The 16,716-nt window shown below is 36.0% G+C and carries 12 protein-coding genes; 6 read left to right on the forward strand and 6 right to left on the reverse strand.

Annotated elements, in window-relative coordinates:
- Window positions 1-169: 169 nt before the first annotated feature.
- From LQV47_RS15360 to LQV47_RS15370, 3 genes are all read left to right on the forward strand, one after another.
- Entirely contained in the window at window positions 170-1,450 is a 1,281-nt protein-coding gene (locus LQV47_RS15360) for a sugar isomerase (RefSeq protein ID WP_230038354.1), read from the forward strand.
- A gap of 372 nt (window positions 1,451-1,822) precedes the next feature.
- On the forward strand, window positions 1,823-3,235 hold the full coding sequence (locus LQV47_RS15365; protein ID WP_230038356.1) for an FGGY family carbohydrate kinase: 1,413 nt from the start codon (window positions 1,823-1,825) through the stop codon (window positions 3,233-3,235).
- Between the two features lie 3 nt (window positions 3,236-3,238).
- Window positions 3,239-4,390 (forward strand): alpha-hydroxy acid oxidase, encoded by a 1,152-nt coding sequence (locus tag LQV47_RS15370; RefSeq protein WP_230038358.1) that lies wholly within the window; start codon window positions 3,239-3,241, stop codon window positions 4,388-4,390.
- A gap of 390 nt (window positions 4,391-4,780) precedes the next feature.
- Here the strand turns inward: LQV47_RS15370 and LQV47_RS15375 are convergent, their stop codons facing one another.
- The 6 genes from LQV47_RS15375 to LQV47_RS15400 all read right to left on the reverse strand — a co-directional run bounded on the left by LQV47_RS15375 (window position 4,781) and on the right by LQV47_RS15400 (window position 15,169).
- The gene (locus tag LQV47_RS15375; protein WP_230038360.1) at window positions 4,781-5,224 is read right to left on the reverse strand and encodes a nuclear transport factor 2 family protein; all 444 of its coding nucleotides are present in this window, start codon (window positions 5,222-5,224) and stop codon (window positions 4,781-4,783) included.
- An 81-nt stretch (window positions 5,225-5,305) separates the two neighbouring features.
- Window positions 5,306-6,352: a GntR family transcriptional regulator gene (locus tag LQV47_RS15380; RefSeq protein WP_230038362.1), complete on the reverse strand. Its 1,047-nt coding sequence runs from the start codon at window positions 6,350-6,352 to the stop codon at window positions 5,306-5,308.
- Between the two features lie 300 nt (window positions 6,353-6,652).
- Window positions 6,653-7,741, reverse strand: coding sequence for a glycoside hydrolase family protein (locus LQV47_RS15385; protein WP_230038364.1), 1,089 nt, complete (start codon window positions 7,739-7,741; stop codon window positions 6,653-6,655).
- 178 nt (window positions 7,742-7,919) lie between these two features.
- Window positions 7,920-10,055, reverse strand: a complete 2,136-nt coding sequence (locus LQV47_RS15390; RefSeq protein WP_230038366.1) for a hypothetical protein — start codon at window positions 10,053-10,055, stop codon at window positions 7,920-7,922.
- A 106-nt stretch (window positions 10,056-10,161) separates the two neighbouring features.
- Window positions 10,162-13,764: a DUF4450 domain-containing protein gene (locus LQV47_RS15395; RefSeq protein ID WP_230038368.1), complete on the reverse strand. Its 3,603-nt coding sequence runs from the start codon at window positions 13,762-13,764 to the stop codon at window positions 10,162-10,164.
- Window positions 13,765-13,768: 4 nt separating this feature from the next.
- Window positions 13,769-15,169, reverse strand: coding sequence for a glycoside hydrolase family 28 protein (locus LQV47_RS15400; RefSeq protein ID WP_230038369.1), 1,401 nt, complete (start codon window positions 15,167-15,169; stop codon window positions 13,769-13,771).
- A gap of 192 nt (window positions 15,170-15,361) precedes the next feature.
- On the opposite strand from LQV47_RS15400, the gene LQV47_RS15405 reads away from it, so the two are divergent.
- From LQV47_RS15405 to LQV47_RS15415, 3 genes are all read left to right on the forward strand, one after another.
- Window positions 15,362-15,628, forward strand: coding sequence for a LytTR family DNA-binding domain-containing protein (locus tag LQV47_RS15405; protein ID WP_230038371.1), 267 nt, complete (start codon window positions 15,362-15,364; stop codon window positions 15,626-15,628).
- Between the two features lie 148 nt (window positions 15,629-15,776).
- Complete coding sequence (locus LQV47_RS15410) at window positions 15,777-16,028, forward strand: FUSC family protein (protein ID WP_230038372.1); 252 nt, start codon at window positions 15,777-15,779, stop codon at window positions 16,026-16,028.
- Window positions 16,029-16,116: 88 nt separating this feature from the next.
- Window positions 16,117-16,611, forward strand: coding sequence for a hypothetical protein (locus tag LQV47_RS15415; RefSeq protein WP_230038374.1), 495 nt, complete (start codon window positions 16,117-16,119; stop codon window positions 16,609-16,611).
- Window positions 16,612-16,716 lie beyond the last annotated feature (105 nt).

Below are 16,716 nucleotides of genomic sequence, written 5' to 3' on the forward strand. Positions count from 1 at the left end.
ATGAATTATTAAACCATTAAGAATAATTTAGGAATTAAGAAGATTAAGAATTTGCAAGCAAATTTAAGTCTGACTCTTAAGAAATTTATTTCTCTTAATCATCCTTAAAAGCTTAATAAATCTTAATGGTTTAAAATAAAAATTCAATTTAATATTTAAAAATCAAATCATGATTATAGGAAAAGATATCATTGAACAATACAATAAAAGCGAAATTGAAAACTTTACAACAGATTTCGATTTTCTACAAAATAAACTAACAAAATCAGGAGCCAATGTTGCTGAAATTGTCAACAAAATTGCTGATTTCCAGGTAGCCATTCCGAGCTGGGCTTTAGGAGCGGGAGGAACCCGTTTCGGAAGATTTTCTTACGGCGGCGAACCTTCTTCTTTGGAACAAAAATTAGAAGATGTAGGCTTAATTCATGCACTAACACATTCTGCGGGAGCTGTTTCTTTACATATTCCTTGGGATATTCCGGGTGATGTAAAAGCGATTAAAGAAAAAGCTGCGTCTCACGGATTAGTTTTTGATGCCATGAATTCAAACACATTCCAGGATCAGGCCGGAGCAAAACATTCGTACAAATTCGGTTCTTTGAACGCTGTTAATGAAGATTCAAGAGCTTATGCCGTAGAACACAACAAAGAAGTGATCAGAATCGGAAAAGAATTAGGCTCAAAAAGCTTAACCGTTTGGTTGGCGGACGGAGCAAGTTTTCCAGGGCAATTGAATTTCCAGACCGCGTTGTCAAATACTGAAAAAAGCTTACAAGAAATCTACGCAGGAATGCCTGAAGACTGGAAGCTTTTCATTGAATATAAACCTTATGAACCCAATTTCTATTCAACAACCATCCAGGATTGGGGAACATCGTTTATGCTGGCCAATGCTTGTGGAGAAAGAGCTTACACGTTGGTAGATTTAGGTCATCATTTACCAAATACCAATATTGAGCAAATTGTTGCCACCTTAATGTACAAAGGAAAATTGGGTGGATTCCACTTCAACGACAGCAAATATGGAGATGATGATTTAACGGTGGGTTCTATTAAACCTTATGCTTTATTCTTGATTTTTAATGAGTTGGTGTACGGGATGGAAAACAATCCAAACAATCCTTATCCAGCCTGGATGATCGATGCAAGCCACAACATCAAAGATCCGCTGGAAGACCTATTACAGTCTCTGGAAGCTATTTTAATTGCTTATGCTCAGGCACTTTTGGTTGACCAAAAAGCATTAAAAATGGCGCAATTAAACAACGATGTCGTTGCAGCGCAGGATATTTTGCAGAATGCCTACAGAACAGATGTTCGTCCGTTACTAAGAGCAGCAAGATTGCAGACAGGAGCGGCTTTAGATCCAATCGCAGCTTACAGAAGCTTAAAGGTAAGAGAAAATTTAATTACCGAAAGAGGCCTGGAAACCAAAGCAACCGGATTATAAAACCCTGTTTTAAAATTGATAATTTCAACTTTTGAGTGCAATCGAAAGTTTTTATTATATGTATCCTTATATTTTTATCATTAAGGTTGAAAGTGTTTAGATGAGTAGGATTTTAGGCATTGCTGCTTTAAGAAATAAGTGGATTTTTTCTTGTTGCATCTTACAATCTGAACACTCCTTAATGGTTGAAAAATAATATTTAAATGAAAGTTTAATTATAAATTATAGTTGTATTACTTTGCTGAGTTAAACGCTTTTGCGAACTTGAAAAGTATGGTAGTCAAAAAAATCTTTGCGTACTTTGCGTTTAAAAAATAAAGAGATGGCTTCGTCGCTTATGAACTACGTTCGCAGACCTTCAGTCTGTTCGCAATGACAAAAAATAAATTCATCACAAGAATGTCCAAAAAAAAAGTAACCATAGTATTTGATATTGGAAAAACCAATAAAAAGTTCTTTTTATTTGATAAAAATTATAAAGAAGTTGTTCGTGAATATACAGAATTGCCCCTTACAACTGATGAAGATGGTTATCCTACAGAAGATCTTGCAGCCATGCAAAACTGGATAAAAGATAATTTTAATGCCATTCTTGACAATGAAAAATACGAAGTAAAAGCCATCAATTTTTCCACTTACGGAGCCAGTTTTGTGCATCTGGATCAGAAAGGAAATGTTCTGACACCTTTGTACAACTACACCAAGCCGATGGATGATGAAATTCTTGATCTATTTTATGAAAAGCATGGAAGCAAACTGAAAATTGCCCGCGAAACAGCATCACCTCAAGCAGGAATGCTGAACTCTGGTCTGCAATTATTCTGGTTGAAATATAAGCATCCGGAAATATTCAGAAAAATCCGTTACAGTCTTCATTTACCTCAGTATTTATCATATTTGTTTACCGGGATTTGTGTGTCAGAATTTACTTCAATAGGCTGCCACACGAATTTGTGGGATTACGACAAAGCAGATTACCACGACTGGGTGTATGAGGAAGAAATAGATGCTTTATTGCCGCCAATTGTACCGACTTCTGCGAGCATCAATACTTCTTACCGAAATAAAAAAATTAAAATCGGTGTTGGAATTCACGACAGTTCTTCAGCGTTATTACCTTATATTTTAAGCAAAAAAGAACCTTTTTTATTAGTTTCAACAGGAACCTGGAGTATTTCGTTAAATCCATTTAATGATGAAAGTCTTACCGATGAAGATATAGAAAACAATTGCCTGAATTATATGCGCATCGATGGAAAACGCGTAAAAGCATCCCGTTTTTTCATGGGAAATGAATATAAAATTCAGGTTGAAAAATTATGTGCTTATTACGGAAAAGAATATGGTTTCCACAGGGAAGTGCAGTTTGATCAGGATTTGTATCTGCGTTTAATGAAAAATAAAAATATCTATTTTCGCTTTGAAGGAATTATTTTAAAACGGAAAATGATCAGTGAAACAGATTTAAAATCTTTCGCTACTTTTGAGGAAGCCTATCATCAATTGATGATCGAACTGATGGATCTGCAGATTCATACGATCACAAATGCCATTGGAAATTCAGAAATTACAAATATTTACATCGATGGGGGATTCACCGATAATGACGTATTTATGAAACTGATGTCTCACCATTTTCAGCATTATAATGTGATGTCTACACATTCTCCGCTGGGTTCTGCATTGGGAGCTTCCATGGTGATTTCGAACAAGAAAATAGACGAAACTTTTTTACAGCAGCATTATCAGATGAAAGTGCTTCAACCGTTAATCTTTAATTTATAAATCATGTCATTTCCATTTGATACCCGTTATGCTTCGCTTGAATTGTTGATTGAAAAGGCAAAAAAAAGAATGCCCCGTTTTGCATTTGAATATCTGGACGGAGGTTGTAATGAAAACATCAACCGGGACAGGAATACAAGCGAATTACGGGAAGTTTTGCTTCGTCCGCGATACCTGAATAATAATTATGCGGAAGCCAATATGGAAACCGAATTGTTTGGAGTTAAATATTCCGCACCTTTTGGAATTTCTCCGGTTGGTTTGCAAGGTTTGATGTGGCCCAATGCACCCGAAATTTTAGCAAAAGCAGCCTTCAAACATAATATTCCTTTTATATTAAGTACAGTTACGACAAGCAGTCTTGAGCGGATTTCTGAATTAACGGAAGGAAAAGCCTGGTATCAATTGTACCATCCGAGAGAAGAATGGCTGCGTGATGATATTCTCGACCGTTGCGAAGCTTCAGGATATGACGTGTTGTGCGTGCTATCTGATGTTCCGACTTTCGGATACAGAGCAAAGGAAATCAGAAATGGTTTGGCAATGCCACCTCAATTGAATTTCAGAAACGTTTCCCAGGCGTTGGCAAAACCGGAATGGTGTCTGGAAATACTGAAACATGGAGTTCCAAGTTTTAAGACCATGGAAAAATACATGGATAAAAATATGGGGGTGAAGCAATTGGGACAGTTCATGAATTCCACTTTTTCCGGTAGATTAAATTCAGACAGGATAAAAGCTATCCGTGATAAATGGAAAGGGAAATTAGTCATTAAAGGCGTTGCATCAGATGAAGATGCTGCAGAAGCAGTTCGTTTAGGATTTGATGGAATGATTATTTCAAACCACGGCGGAAGACAGCTTGATGTCGGCGAATCTACTATTGCCGTAGTAAAAGACATCAGCGAAAAATATAAAAACCAGATCAAAATAATGATGGACAGCGGGGTAAGAACTGGTCCGGATGTTGCCCGCGCTTTGAGCTGCGGTGCCGAATTTACCTTTATGGGAAGAACATTTATGTATGCAGTTGGTGCCTTAGGCGATAAAGGAGGTGATCATATTATTGAAATGCTTAAAATGCAGTTCAGACAGGTGATGGAACAGGTTTGCTGCGAAAAACCGGAGGATTTACAAAACTTCAGAGTGAAGTAATTTTTGATATGAAGATGGAAGATGGAAGATGGAAGATGGAAGTCGAAGTTTAAAGTTTATAGAATAAATTTATCAATAGAAATGTGCTTTAGCCCGTTTTTCATTGTAAAAAATTCTGATTGGCTTTAGCCAAAACTTATCATTCTGTTGCTGGTTTCAAATATTTAAATGCAAAGATTTAATTTAAAAATTAATTATTTTAAGAGGCAAAGTAAGGCGACAAAGTTGCTGATGAAGCTAGCTTCGTAAGAATCAATTTATTGATTCCATTCTTTGCTAACTTAAAATATTCAGGATCTTAAATAAAACTTTGCGTTAAAAAACTAAGCAGGGCAAAATAAAAATTCGCAAAGACAACCTTGCGAATTTTGTTTATTACAATGTAGAAGTTTATTTCTTCTTCTCAGATTTTACAGCCTGTCTTGCCAACAATTTCCAGTCGTTTTTCACTTTTGCCCAAACCAACAATACATCTAATGTTACATCACCTGGAGCTTTTCCAGAATCAGCAGTCGTTGCATAAAAATGGTGGCGAACAATCGCTGTATTGTCAACAATATTGATCGTTTGATTGGTAATATCAATGGTTACAAAATCTGATTTTTTACTGACTAATTTATCGACAAATTCTGCTGCGTCATCTATGTGACCTCCTGAATGTCCATACGTTAATTCCGGTAAAATCAAAGATTCTAAGGCTGATTTTTCGCCACTTATCATTGCTGATCTTAATTTTTCAGCAGCATCAGAAACCGCATCTTTATCATTCTTTTTCTGTCCGAATACAGAAAGTGCCATTAAAAAAGCCGTGGCAAAAATTAATTTTTTAATCATAATTAAGCAATATTTAAGTAGTAAGCTTATATTGTAGGTATTAAAATGCAATCGATTGCGCTTTTAATTTTAAAAAAAAATCTACAAAGAATCCCTTTGAATAAATTTAAAAACATTATTTACAGATTCCTTTTTATTTTTTAAAATCATATAGGCTGCGGATTCTCCCATGGCTTTAAAATCTGTAGTAATCACAGTAATTCCAAGCAATTCTTTAAGCGGAGTTTCGTTGTAGGAAATAATGCCGATGTCTTCACCCAATTTCAGATTTTTCTGCCTGATTTGTTTAACTAAATTCACCAGATCACGTTCCCGAATGGTGATGAAAATATCCTTATCCTGCAGTTCCATGTCGGGATAAATTTCGTCAAGAATTTCATAATCAAGCTTAAAATCCTTACAAAACTTCTCAAAACCACGCACAATACGGAAAGGATAGGGGTGAATGGATTTATCGGGATACACTAAAATTATCTTTTCGTATTTCTTTATTTTATCTAAACCTTCTTTTAAAGCGTTGTAGATATCATGTTCGAAATCCTGAAAAATAGAGCCGTATTCCCCGGAAATATTAGGCTTGGTATTATCCAGCAATAGCAATTTATTTTTTGGGATTTGTTCAATCATATCCAACACCTGCTGTGTGGAGCTGGTGTGTTTAGATTGTTCATCCCTAAAATGGGGCATGATCACATAATAATCGAATCCGCCCAGGTTCTTTTTTAAGGAATTGATGAAAAGTGTTTCGTCACAATGATAAATATACATCTCAACATTGCCTTTGGTACCGATTGCATTGACGAAATAATTATAGATCATCATTTTATAAGTGCTCGGTTTATTGATTAGAAAGAAAATATTGATAACATCATTTTTATTAATACGGGAGATATAATAACCTTTTCCCTTTACAGATTCTATAATTTGCCTTTTTCGGAGCTCTTTATAAGCTTTTTCTACAGTATCTCTTGAAAGAAAGCAGGATTCGCTGAGTTCATTTATAGAAGGAATCTTTTCCCCAATTTTGATCTCCCCACTGTCAATTCCATTAAGGATAGAATCTACAATCTGTTTGTATTTAGGAACTCGGGAATGCTCATTGATTATTATTTCAAATGTTTCTGACATGATATTAAGATAGGAGATATTTATTTCAGTTTAAAAAATAATTCAAAGGTTACGAACGGTGTAAGGCAAGTTACAAAAATTTTATAATAACTTTTTTTAATATGCTTTTAATGATTGTAAATGTTTACATATTTATTATAATTGTGACTATCCCGGTATATATTATAACGGGAAAATACAATTTTAGTATATAAAGGTGTAAAAACTTAAGTATAGCTTACTATAATAAAGCCGTTTGATTATACTTAATCTGAAGTTTATTTCCTGTAAAGCAAAAAAACACAAAAATGGATTTTGGAATTAAATTTTAGTGTTTATAATTTCAAAGACAAAAGAGGTAGACGTTTCGAACTTTCCTCCCTGCGTGGCTCCGAATAGAAATTTAGGGGTCTTACCGTCTTTGTCCATTAAAATCATGGGGCGTTCTAATCTCCCGAATCGTTTTAAATGATTAGGTGGTACAGGCTCCTTAATATAAGTCTTCATATTAAGATAAGCGATTTTCGGTTGGGACCATTGAAGACCGTTCCTGGAAGTTAGATGTAAACCGTATTCATGATTAAAAAATCCCATATCACGGGCCACTATATGGAATTTTCCGTTTTGTTTCCAGATAAAGGCATCTTCCAGCTGGGCATTGTTCGGCTGCAATGAAAAATCAATGACAGGATTTTCCTTTATTTTCTCATAAGGACCTGCAGGGTGATCAGCCTTTGCCAGTCCATATTTTCGGTTTCCTCTCACCGGACCTTTTTGATTTTCATATTCTTCAGTGTTCCAGGATTTATAAAAAAGCCAGAATTTACCATCATTTCCTTTTATAAAAGCAGGGTTGGTAGTACAATGGTCGTCCCATGAGCCTTTTTCCCCGGGAAGAAGCAGAGGTACTTCAGGCCTTTGCCAATCTCCGTCAAGACTTTTTGAAGTGGCAAGGCCTATCCTTTTGGTATTTGTTTTTCCGTTTTGGTTGCCCATATAAAAAAGATAATATTCGTCTTCTACTTTGGTAATTAAAGGATTATGACAAGTGGTGGCATCCCAAAATTCGCCACCTCTGGGAGCGAGAATAACTTGTTTATGCTTGAATTCTCCATAAGGGGACTCGGCTTCTGCATGGCATATTTCAGAACCATTGAGCCAGCCGCCCATCCCTTTTTCTTTTTTCCATCTGGAATAGAAAAGATGAACCTTACCATCTTCGCCCCAAATTGGAGAATTACACCAGATGTAATAATTTTCCAATGAAAAGGTCCGTCCGATTGGTTTTAAGCTGAAATAAGGTTTGTCGGAAGATGAACCTGCAAATGACAATCCCAGAACCGCAGCTGTGATCCCAAAGGCTGAAGTCTGTAAAAAATCTCTGCGTGTAAAGTGTCTTGGCTTGTCCATTTTATCTCGATTTACTGCTAATTTAGCATAAACATATAAGTAGACTGTCCTGTACTTTCGGTGATTGTTTAAACCTGAACGTATCTGTCTTTATTTGGTTTGATTTTGAAAAATTTAAAGTCAGGGCATAAAAAAGTCTGCCTTTCAGCAGACTTCAACTATATGAATGTGAAATTTTTTAAGGCATTTTCTTGAAACCTTCCGCTTTTATTTTCCATGAACCGTCTTTAGGGAAACCCGGAAATTCACCTTTAGAATTGTCCCAACCTTTGAGCATCATGGCAACGGTTGTTAAAACGCCGCCATTTCCCGGAAGGTAAATTCTCAAGCGACCATCCTGAAAATTATGCCCGTTTTTCAGATATGTATTCGTCTGAATGTTCATAAAAAGCGCATCCAGAGCTTTATTTGGAAGTCCAAGTCTTGCAGCGTTCATTGCTGTCATCGGAAAATCCCAACCCCAGGTATGCTCCCAATTCCATCTTTCCCAAACGATGTCCAACGTGTTTTTCATAATTTTTTTATCCAGTTTCGGAGATTCAGGAACCATTCCTAATGCTCCTAAAACTGCAGGGTGATCGGTCATCCATTTTGGAAATGTAAAAGAGTCTTTTGCCGATTCGGTAGACAGATAAACACCATCCTGAACCGGGAGCGGAGCCAGTTTTGAAATCACGTCATCCCATTTCTTATCTCTCGGCTGTCCCAATCTTTCTTTCCATTGTTGCGCTGTTTTCAGTGCCCAATCCCAATAGGCCACTTCATAAGTCGGGTTATACGTATCTTTTGCAGGGAAAACTTCCTGTGCAGGAATTACTCCTTTACCTAGATTATAACGGTTTTTTTCTTTGTCATAAGTAGCAAAATCTGCCATAAAATCTGCTGTTGCAAAAATCAGGTCCTTATATTTTTCCAAAACTTTCTTATCCTGCTTGTCACGGTACAAAAGTTCGGTCATATAAATAAGATGCGGTTGTTCCCAGATCAAAAATGCAGCGACAGAAGAAGGGCTTTCATTTCCATCATTATCAGACATTTTAATCCATCTAACGCCTTTGTAACCTTGTCTTTCGGCTAGTTTTTTTGCTTTGTCAAACGATCTGAAATAATAATCTAGTTGTTTTTCCAAAATTTCAGGTCTTCCCCATAAAGCGTAATGAACGCCATGCCACCAATGCATTTCTGTGTGCGGTTTTCCGTACCAGCTGTTGAAAGTTAAACCTGTTTCCTGTGGCGGATTGCTTCCTCCACACTGAACTTTTGTTAAATATTCTGACAGCACAACTCTGCGTTCCAGTTCATTTGCTCTTGGATCCGTACTGCCTTCAAAATCTACAGCAGCACCACTTTTCCAGAAAGATTCCCATCCCGCATTGCTTTCTTTTTCGGCATCAGCAAATAATGTTTTACTGCTTTTTGTATTTTTATCGGAGAATTCTACACTTAATTCAATTGTTTTGTTTTTAGAAGAAGGTTCGTACAGGAAATAATGTTTTCCGGCTTCCCGCAGCTTTCCGTCTGTGAAATAAAATTGAGTATAATAATCAGAACTCTGCAATTGGTGTTCAATCAATCCCTGAGTTTGATTTGATGAAATAATTTTCGTTGTATGATCATTTTCATTTCCGTAAAAAGCAGCATCATCCAGAAACTGTCCTGTTGGAGAAGGGTAGCGTGCAAAAACCTTTAATCTGTTTTGAGAAATCAAATCCGACTCAATTTTAACTCCAATTTTATCGGAATTTTGAAAAGAGGCAGTCCAGACTTTTACAGGTATTCCGTCTAGTGAAAATTCACTTGTGATAATTCCTGTCCAAAGATCAATTTTTTGATTAATGTTGGTAAGATCTGATATTTTTGCTTTCTGGCCGTCTTTTTTAAGTAATTCCAGACCAATATTTCCCAGTTGCAGACGGTGTTGGTTCACACGAAAATATTCTACAGCGCCTTTATTTCGTTCAGGTTCTTTTAATTGAACACTGTACAATGCTTTACGTCTTTCATTGTTGAAATCGTACGCTTTTAATGTTTCCTCAAATTTATAATCTTTAGTATTTGGAAAGCTGTTCCAACCCCATTCAGACTGAGTTCCGAGAGAAACACCTTTCTTGTAATATTCAGGAAACGACTGCATTCCGGTAATGTCGACCGTATACGCAAATTTTCCGTTACCAACCGTTAAAGAAGATAAAGTATCAGCTTTTGTGTTGACGATATTATGACGCTGAACGACTTTTTTACGGTCAATTTTTTGAGCATTGAGAGAAGAAAATCCAATGCAAAAAAGACTTAGATATATGACTAATTTCTTCATTTTTTTAATTTATTTTATTGAATCAGGCGTTGTCGAACTTGAAATAAGTTTCGGCTAAAGCCTTGATATTTTTGTTATGTATAACGTCTCTATTGATATTTTATATTTATTTAAGGACAGTGGCACTCATCAATCCGATGACGACATCGTTGCTTACTGCTGTTAATTGTATTGATTTTAATTCTTTATTCGGATCAATCGGCAAATCAAGAACAGTTGCAGCACCACCTTCTACAGCACGGTCTGTAAATCCTTTGATGCCTGAATATTTGGTTAAGCTTCCTCCTTTGTATAATTCTCCGGTTTTCAATTTTACCCGGTATGGAATTTTATCATCAGGAATTTCAAAAGCAAAATTATCATCAAATAAATCCTGTTCAATCGGCCACCAGTTTATAGGGTTTTTCAGTTCTAATTCTGTGTGGGTACCATCAGAATATTGAACCGTAATTGTCCCATTTATAATCTGCGACTGCATCGGATTGGTAGAACCTGCCATCAGGAAGTAGATTTTTTTTCCTTTTCCTGTCAATGGAATTTCAACCGATTTCGGGAAATTATCCCACTGGCTGGTAAAGACAATATTTTTATCTGCATTATCAATTAAAAAAGGAATTCCGAGAAAATCAACTTTACCGTTTTTTCTATTATTCATCAATCCACTGTCGTCAATCTGAGCAGTGATTAATGGATAACACCAATTCCCGATTCCCTGCCATGGAAGCTGTAGAGTAGGGACGCTGAGCCTTGGTGAAAGATATTTTTGATTAAAAATTTGGGTTACTTTTTCGTTATATTTTGACTGTAACGAAACAGGATTAAATTCACCTTGAGTTTCAATTTCCCAGTCTGTTATTTCTACATTTTGCTTGATTCCATTATATTCAAGTTCAACAGAATTAGTTCCTTTGCTTAAAACATTTGTCGGAATTTCAATTGATGTAGATTGATTTTTCTGAGTTGTAAAAGTTTTATTTAAACCATTAATACTCAATTTTCCATTGATGTTATTTAATGATTTGGATTGAATTTGTAACTTTTTATTCACCCATTTAATTTGTAAAGGATATTGAATATCAACATTTACAGGCTGCCACCATTTCGTTCCGTTTTGTTCCAACTGAACGAAAAAAGTTCCCTTTCTTTCCTGTTGATTTAATTCAAACTTGTGGTTAACCACCCCGTCTTCTCCCTTCGGTCGAATCCACCCCTCCAGAGGAGGGGAATTTTTGATCAGTTCTTGTGGATCGTAGATTTGAGTGATTTTCTTTTTTGGATCTAAATTCCATTGAATATTTTCAGAAATGTAACTTAGATAATCTGTCTTTTCAGTGGTTAATTCTTCCCCGGAATAGATAATTTCAATGGTAAATTCTTTCCCTTTTTCTGTTTCCAGTTTTACAAAAGGTTGCAAAATAGAATTCGGTTGAATTGTCCAATTTATTTTTTTACCATTTACTTTTACGGATTTTATCTGAGTATAATTTATCGGAATTAACAAATCAAGTGAAACAGGATTTATAAAGTTTGATTTAAACCAATAATTCGTTTTTTTAGAATTTCTTTTAAATTTAAATTCCCAATCCGGAAGTTTCAGTTCTGCAAAATTCCAGTCTCTGGGAAATCCCGGTTTTATGTTAATTTTATTTTCTAATAATTTTGGGTAAACTCCAAAAAGTCCTTCCGTTAAAGTTCTTGCAGCGACTCCAATTGGATCAGCAAAATCCCGGTACAATTCGCCACGAAAAGCATCATAATGCGATAACTGTTCGAAATTTCCCGGACTGATTCCATAATACATACTTTCGGCAAGATTCCCTTTCCAAAGCAGGTAGGCATCTTCGCTTCTCCCTGATTGCCAATAGGCTAAAGCCGTCTGTAGGTTTTCTGCCAAAGCTACATTGTTGATCGACCAATCATAAGGCTGCCAGTTGGTGGTGGAAAGGGTATAATAATTTTTATTTTTTTCACCTTTTACCGTTATGGGAATCTTCGGAATATGATTGCTGATGTACTGCGTGTTTTGATAATCTTCAAATTCGTTCAAAATATAAGCGTCCGAAACATGATAAATTGACCAGATTCCTGGCTTGTCATGAAGAATTTGATTGCCCAAAGCATCTTTAAATTCCGCAAAATAACCGTTCTTTTTAATCCAAAGCTGACTTTTCATGGCATTTAAAATAGATTCAGCTTCTTTTTCGTAAGGAGTAGAATCTTCGCCAATCAATTTCGCCAGTTTTGCCATTTCACGATTGGCTCTGTAATTATAAGCCGAAGTATGTGTCACTTTTCCACCTGAATATTGAAGCGCATCACTTGCCCAAATTGCAGCATATGCATCGTACAAATCTCCACGTTTGAAATTTCTTTTTTCCCAATTCATGTGACGAACCATTGTTGGCCACATTTTCTTCAGAAATTCTTTATCTCCGGTGTAATTGAAATGCGAAAACATCTGGTCAAAAAACACCAGATTCATATTATAATGATGCGGTTTTGAATTATCATTCGGATTTCTTGAAATATATCCGCTGGAAAACACCGAAGTTCCCATTTTCTCTTTGTGTCTTGCCAAATGCAACAGTGTATCCATTTCAACGGGCGCAGAATCCGGCTTCAAAACCTGAGAATTTGCATAGCTTTCAAAATGTTCTTTTGCGCGGTCGTGCCAACTGAGAACATCAGCTGCATAAGCTCCACGCCACGCATTTAATCTCATCCTCCAGGCAACAGCGCCGTGCATAAAGGTCGGGCTTTCCCAGATTCCGTCTGCGGCAACGGCTAATGTTTCTCCGAAATTATTTAAATCTGCATCGGGAGTTTTTAGCTGAATTCTATTGATTAAATTTAATCGGGATTGCTCGGCTTCTTTAAAAATTGTTGCAAGTTGCTCGTCTGAAAAGTTTTTCTCTGATTTTCCTTTTTTAATTTGAATATAAACAGGATTTTTCTGTGCAGAATAAGCTGCGTAAATAATCGGAGATTCTTCGTTTTTATTTTGAGTAAACTTAGCGAGATTTTCCAACGTTTTCGCATCTGTCAATTGTAATGAATTAGCATTTGAAAAACTTCCGTTGATAAGCTGATTTTCTTTTTTCTTGTTTAAATAAGTAAGCTCAAACTGGTTTTTATTGATTTGAAACTCGTTGCCTTCACAATATTCCGGAAGCAGATAAAATCCTGATTCCGGATCGGCACCGATGTCTCCATTTCTGCTGAATGTCGTTCCGCTTGCACCGCCATAAACGGCATAAATTTTTGATGAAGGATCAACATTTTCCATTTCCATTTTTAAAACCAAACCTTCTTCTTTTGATTGAGCTAAAACGGTTAATTTTAAGCTTCCATTTCCAAGAATCGGATCTTCAATAGTATAAAGCATCGATCCGGGACGATAGCGCGTTTCAATTGTATTAGCCTGAATTAATTTTTTAATGTAATTTCCTTTCTGAATAACGAACTGAAGATTTCCTCCCATTCCGGGAAGATATAACGCAAATTCCGGTAAATCTCCTGCTTCCACCCGCGAAGCACGATTGTCTCCATACAAAGCACGGTTGAATCTGTATTTTCCGTTGACCAACAAAAAATCGCCTTTGTCTTCTTTATAATGCAGTTCTCTTTCGTTTTCCTGCCAATGTTTAGACTGGGAAAAAGAATAGGATGATAAAACAATCAGTCCGGCGAATATGATTCTTCTTCGCATTTTATTATTTAAGTTCAGTTAAAGGTTTTCCGTTTACGGTTACGTTTTTCAATGTCACATTTTTTAAGAAATCTACTTTATAAGGAATTTCAACTCCATTCATTTTTGTGTTAATCATCGTGAAATCCGTTACCGGAGAAGTTTCGTAAGCATCAGAAAGAACGGCATATTTCCCGCCTTTTTCTACGGTTAAATTTTCTACCCAGATATTTCTGATGATCGGAATATAATTTCCAGGTTTTTCATAATGCATATTGAAGCGTACCGCAGCTTCTTTATAAGCGCCGACTTTTGTGTTGTAGAAGAATACATTTTCAATGATTCCGCCGCGACTTGAGCTTGTTTTAATCCTTAAGGCTCTGTCAAGGTTTTTACTGTCCATCACATTTCCTATGGCATAAATATTTTTTGCTCCGCCTGCGATTTCACTTCCGATTACCACACCGCCGTGTCCGTCTTTCATTTCACAGTTTTCGATGATGTGGTTCTCTGCCGGTCTTCCGATATCTCTGCCGTCTTCATCTCTTCCGGATTTAATGGCGATACAATCATCTCCCGTATCAAAATATGAATCTTTGATCCACACATTTTTACATGCTTCGGGATCGAAACCATCATTATTAGGACCGTGGCTGATTACTTTTACTCTTTCAATCAAAACATTTTCACACAGCACAGGATTCAAATTCCACATGGGAGAATTTTTAACCAAAACATCCGCCATATAGAAATTTTTACTTTTATAAGGCTGAACAAAATTGGGTCTTAAATAATATCCGTCTCCAAAAATTCTTTCTCGGGCAGGTTTTCTCTGAGCCATATACTCGTGAAGTTTTGCGCGGGCAGGATTTTGTCTTCCCGGACGGGATTCGTTATATCCATATTTTGTTGCACCGCACCAAAACCACCAATGGTCGTTATCAGAATTCCCATCTAATGTTCCTTTTCCTGTTACGGCAATATTTTCTTCTTCGTAAGCGTAGATTAAAGATGAATAATTCATACACTCCATGCCTTCCCATCTTGTGAAAACGATAGGGTAGTCATTGCTGTCCTGGCTGAATAAAATAGTAGATCCGTCGCTTAAATGAAGATTAACATTGCTTTTTAAATAAATAGCACCGGTTAAAAATATTCCGTTTGGAACGACAACTCTTCCGCCGCCTTCTGCATTACACTTTTCAATGGCTTTTCTAAATGCTTCCGTATTTTTTGTTTTTCCATCACCAATGGCTCCAAAATCTGTAATAAGATAATCCTTATTTCTGAAATTTGGCTTTACCATTTGTTTTTTAAGTGCCTCAATTTCCTTTAAAGGCTGTTCTGAGGAAGTCCACGGTTTGTATTGCGCCGAAGCGGGAATTGATATAATGAATGCGAAAAGTATTAAAGCATATTTTTTCATAATGTTAGAGAAATATTAATTTAAGAAAGCGCATCAATAGTAAGAATCTCTTTCTTTATCGCAATCTAAAATAATTATGGTTAAAAATTATCCTGCACTGTCGGTGTTAAATTTTTTAATTGCTTCCGGGAATATTTTATAATAGAAGGTGACATCATATTTCTAATTGAAAAAAGAGTTTGAAAGGTTTTTGTGTGCCATTATGAGAGAAGCCTTAAAGACGGGAATAGTGTTGTAGTGATGACAAAAGATAATAACCACGACAAATCCCTTGAGCTATTGCACCAGCTTCTTCCTGATCAGTTTGAACGAATCCATAAATCCTATTTAGTTAACTTCCTGCAGGTGGATAAGGTGCTTGTCAATATAGGTACCCGTTACAGTGTACTGCTTAAAACGGGTGAAGTATTGCCTGTAGGCCGCTCCAAGTATAAAGAACTCAAGAATAAGATGATCTGATTTTTGATAGAGTAAGTGGTTTATTTGTACTTTTTTGTATTTTAGCAGACGCCCGGGAAACGGATGATTTTCACTGATCAATGAATGAGTATAAGATGTTTTTCAGGATAAAAAAAACTAAAAAATAACCCAAAGATTGTATCAAACCATGGAAAAAGAAATATCAGAGTTAACCGATCAGGAACTATTAGAAAAAATAAAAAAGAAAAAGTCTAACGATATTACTAATGCGGTCATCCTGGGATTTCTGATTGGTATTGCCGCCTATAGCACTGTAAAGCATGGTTTAGTACTTTTTACTTTTCTTCCTTTACTTTTTGCTGTTTTTGCAGCCAACAAATGGAGGAAAGATAAGAAAGCATTAGAAGAAGAATTTAAATCAAGAAATCTGACCAAGTAATAATTTTAATATCCAAACATTACCATTAAAAAATAATCCTATGCATATAAAACCATTCACCCTCATTTTAACTCTACTTTTTCAATTCATGAGCTTAACTGCATTTTCACAGAAAGCTGAAGGCTTACATTCTTTATTGGATAAAAATTCTGAATTTATTTTCCCGCAAACCACCGACAAAGTTTCTAAAGCACTTCACGCAGAAACGGTTTTCTATGGAGATGCCAATGATGAAAAATATGCTAAGTGGCTTACTCAATCAGGATTGGAACTATATTGCAGCCTCGGACAAAATGATGTAATCAACGAAATGTTTTTTGATATTCCGGATGATAAAGTGATCATTGTAGAAGGCCTGCCTTTTGGTCTTGCTATGAACAAAACGACATTACAGGAAAGCAAAATCAAATTCAGTAAATATGATGCTAAGGTTCAAAAGCTTGGAGAAGACAGCTCATTCTCGGGCGGCTCAAAACTGATTTTCAAAAAAGGGAAATACTATACAACATTGTTTTTTGACGATAAGAATCTTCTGAAATTTATAGGTCTTACCACAGAACTTGTTGATCCGGCTGCCGGTTAACAGGTATTCCTGTTTCAAAATAATACTCGGTTTTCCAGGTAGATAAAAGCAAAACCTTCAGATTAATTCTGAAGGTTCTTTTGTTTCTCACTATTAAATTCAGTG

The sequence above is a fragment of the Chryseobacterium sp. Bi04 genome (assembly GCF_918698085.1).
GTDB lineage: Bacteria > Bacteroidota > Bacteroidia > Flavobacteriales > Weeksellaceae > Chryseobacterium.

Excerpts from the sequence above, each read along its gene's own strand:
- LQV47_RS15415 (WP_230038374.1), top strand. The coding sequence starts at position 16,117 with ATGAGCTTAACTGCATTTTCACAGAAAGCTGAAGGCTTACATTCTTTA.
- LQV47_RS15390 (WP_230038366.1), bottom strand. The coding sequence starts at position 10,055 with ATGAAGAAATTAGTCATATATCTAAGTCTTTTTTGCATTGGATTTTCT.
- LQV47_RS15365 (WP_230038356.1), top strand. The coding sequence starts at position 1,823 with ATGACAAAAAATAAATTCATCACAAGAATGTCCAAAAAAAAAGTAACC.
- LQV47_RS15375 (WP_230038360.1), bottom strand. The coding sequence starts at position 5,224 with ATGATTAAAAAATTAATTTTTGCCACGGCTTTTTTAATGGCACTTTCT.
- LQV47_RS15370 (WP_230038358.1), top strand. The coding sequence starts at position 3,239 with ATGTCATTTCCATTTGATACCCGTTATGCTTCGCTTGAATTGTTGATT.
- LQV47_RS15410 (WP_230038372.1), top strand. The coding sequence starts at position 15,777 with ATGGAAAAAGAAATATCAGAGTTAACCGATCAGGAACTATTAGAAAAA.
- LQV47_RS15380 (WP_230038362.1), bottom strand. The coding sequence starts at position 6,352 with ATGTCAGAAACATTTGAAATAATAATCAATGAGCATTCCCGAGTTCCT.
- LQV47_RS15385 (WP_230038364.1), bottom strand. The coding sequence starts at position 7,741 with ATGGACAAGCCAAGACACTTTACACGCAGAGATTTTTTACAGACTTCA.
- LQV47_RS15400 (WP_230038369.1), bottom strand. The coding sequence starts at position 15,169 with ATGAAAAAATATGCTTTAATACTTTTCGCATTCATTATATCAATTCCC.
- LQV47_RS15360 (WP_230038354.1), top strand. The coding sequence starts at position 170 with ATGATTATAGGAAAAGATATCATTGAACAATACAATAAAAGCGAAATT.
- LQV47_RS15395 (WP_230038368.1), bottom strand. The coding sequence starts at position 13,764 with ATGCGAAGAAGAATCATATTCGCCGGACTGATTGTTTTATCATCCTAT.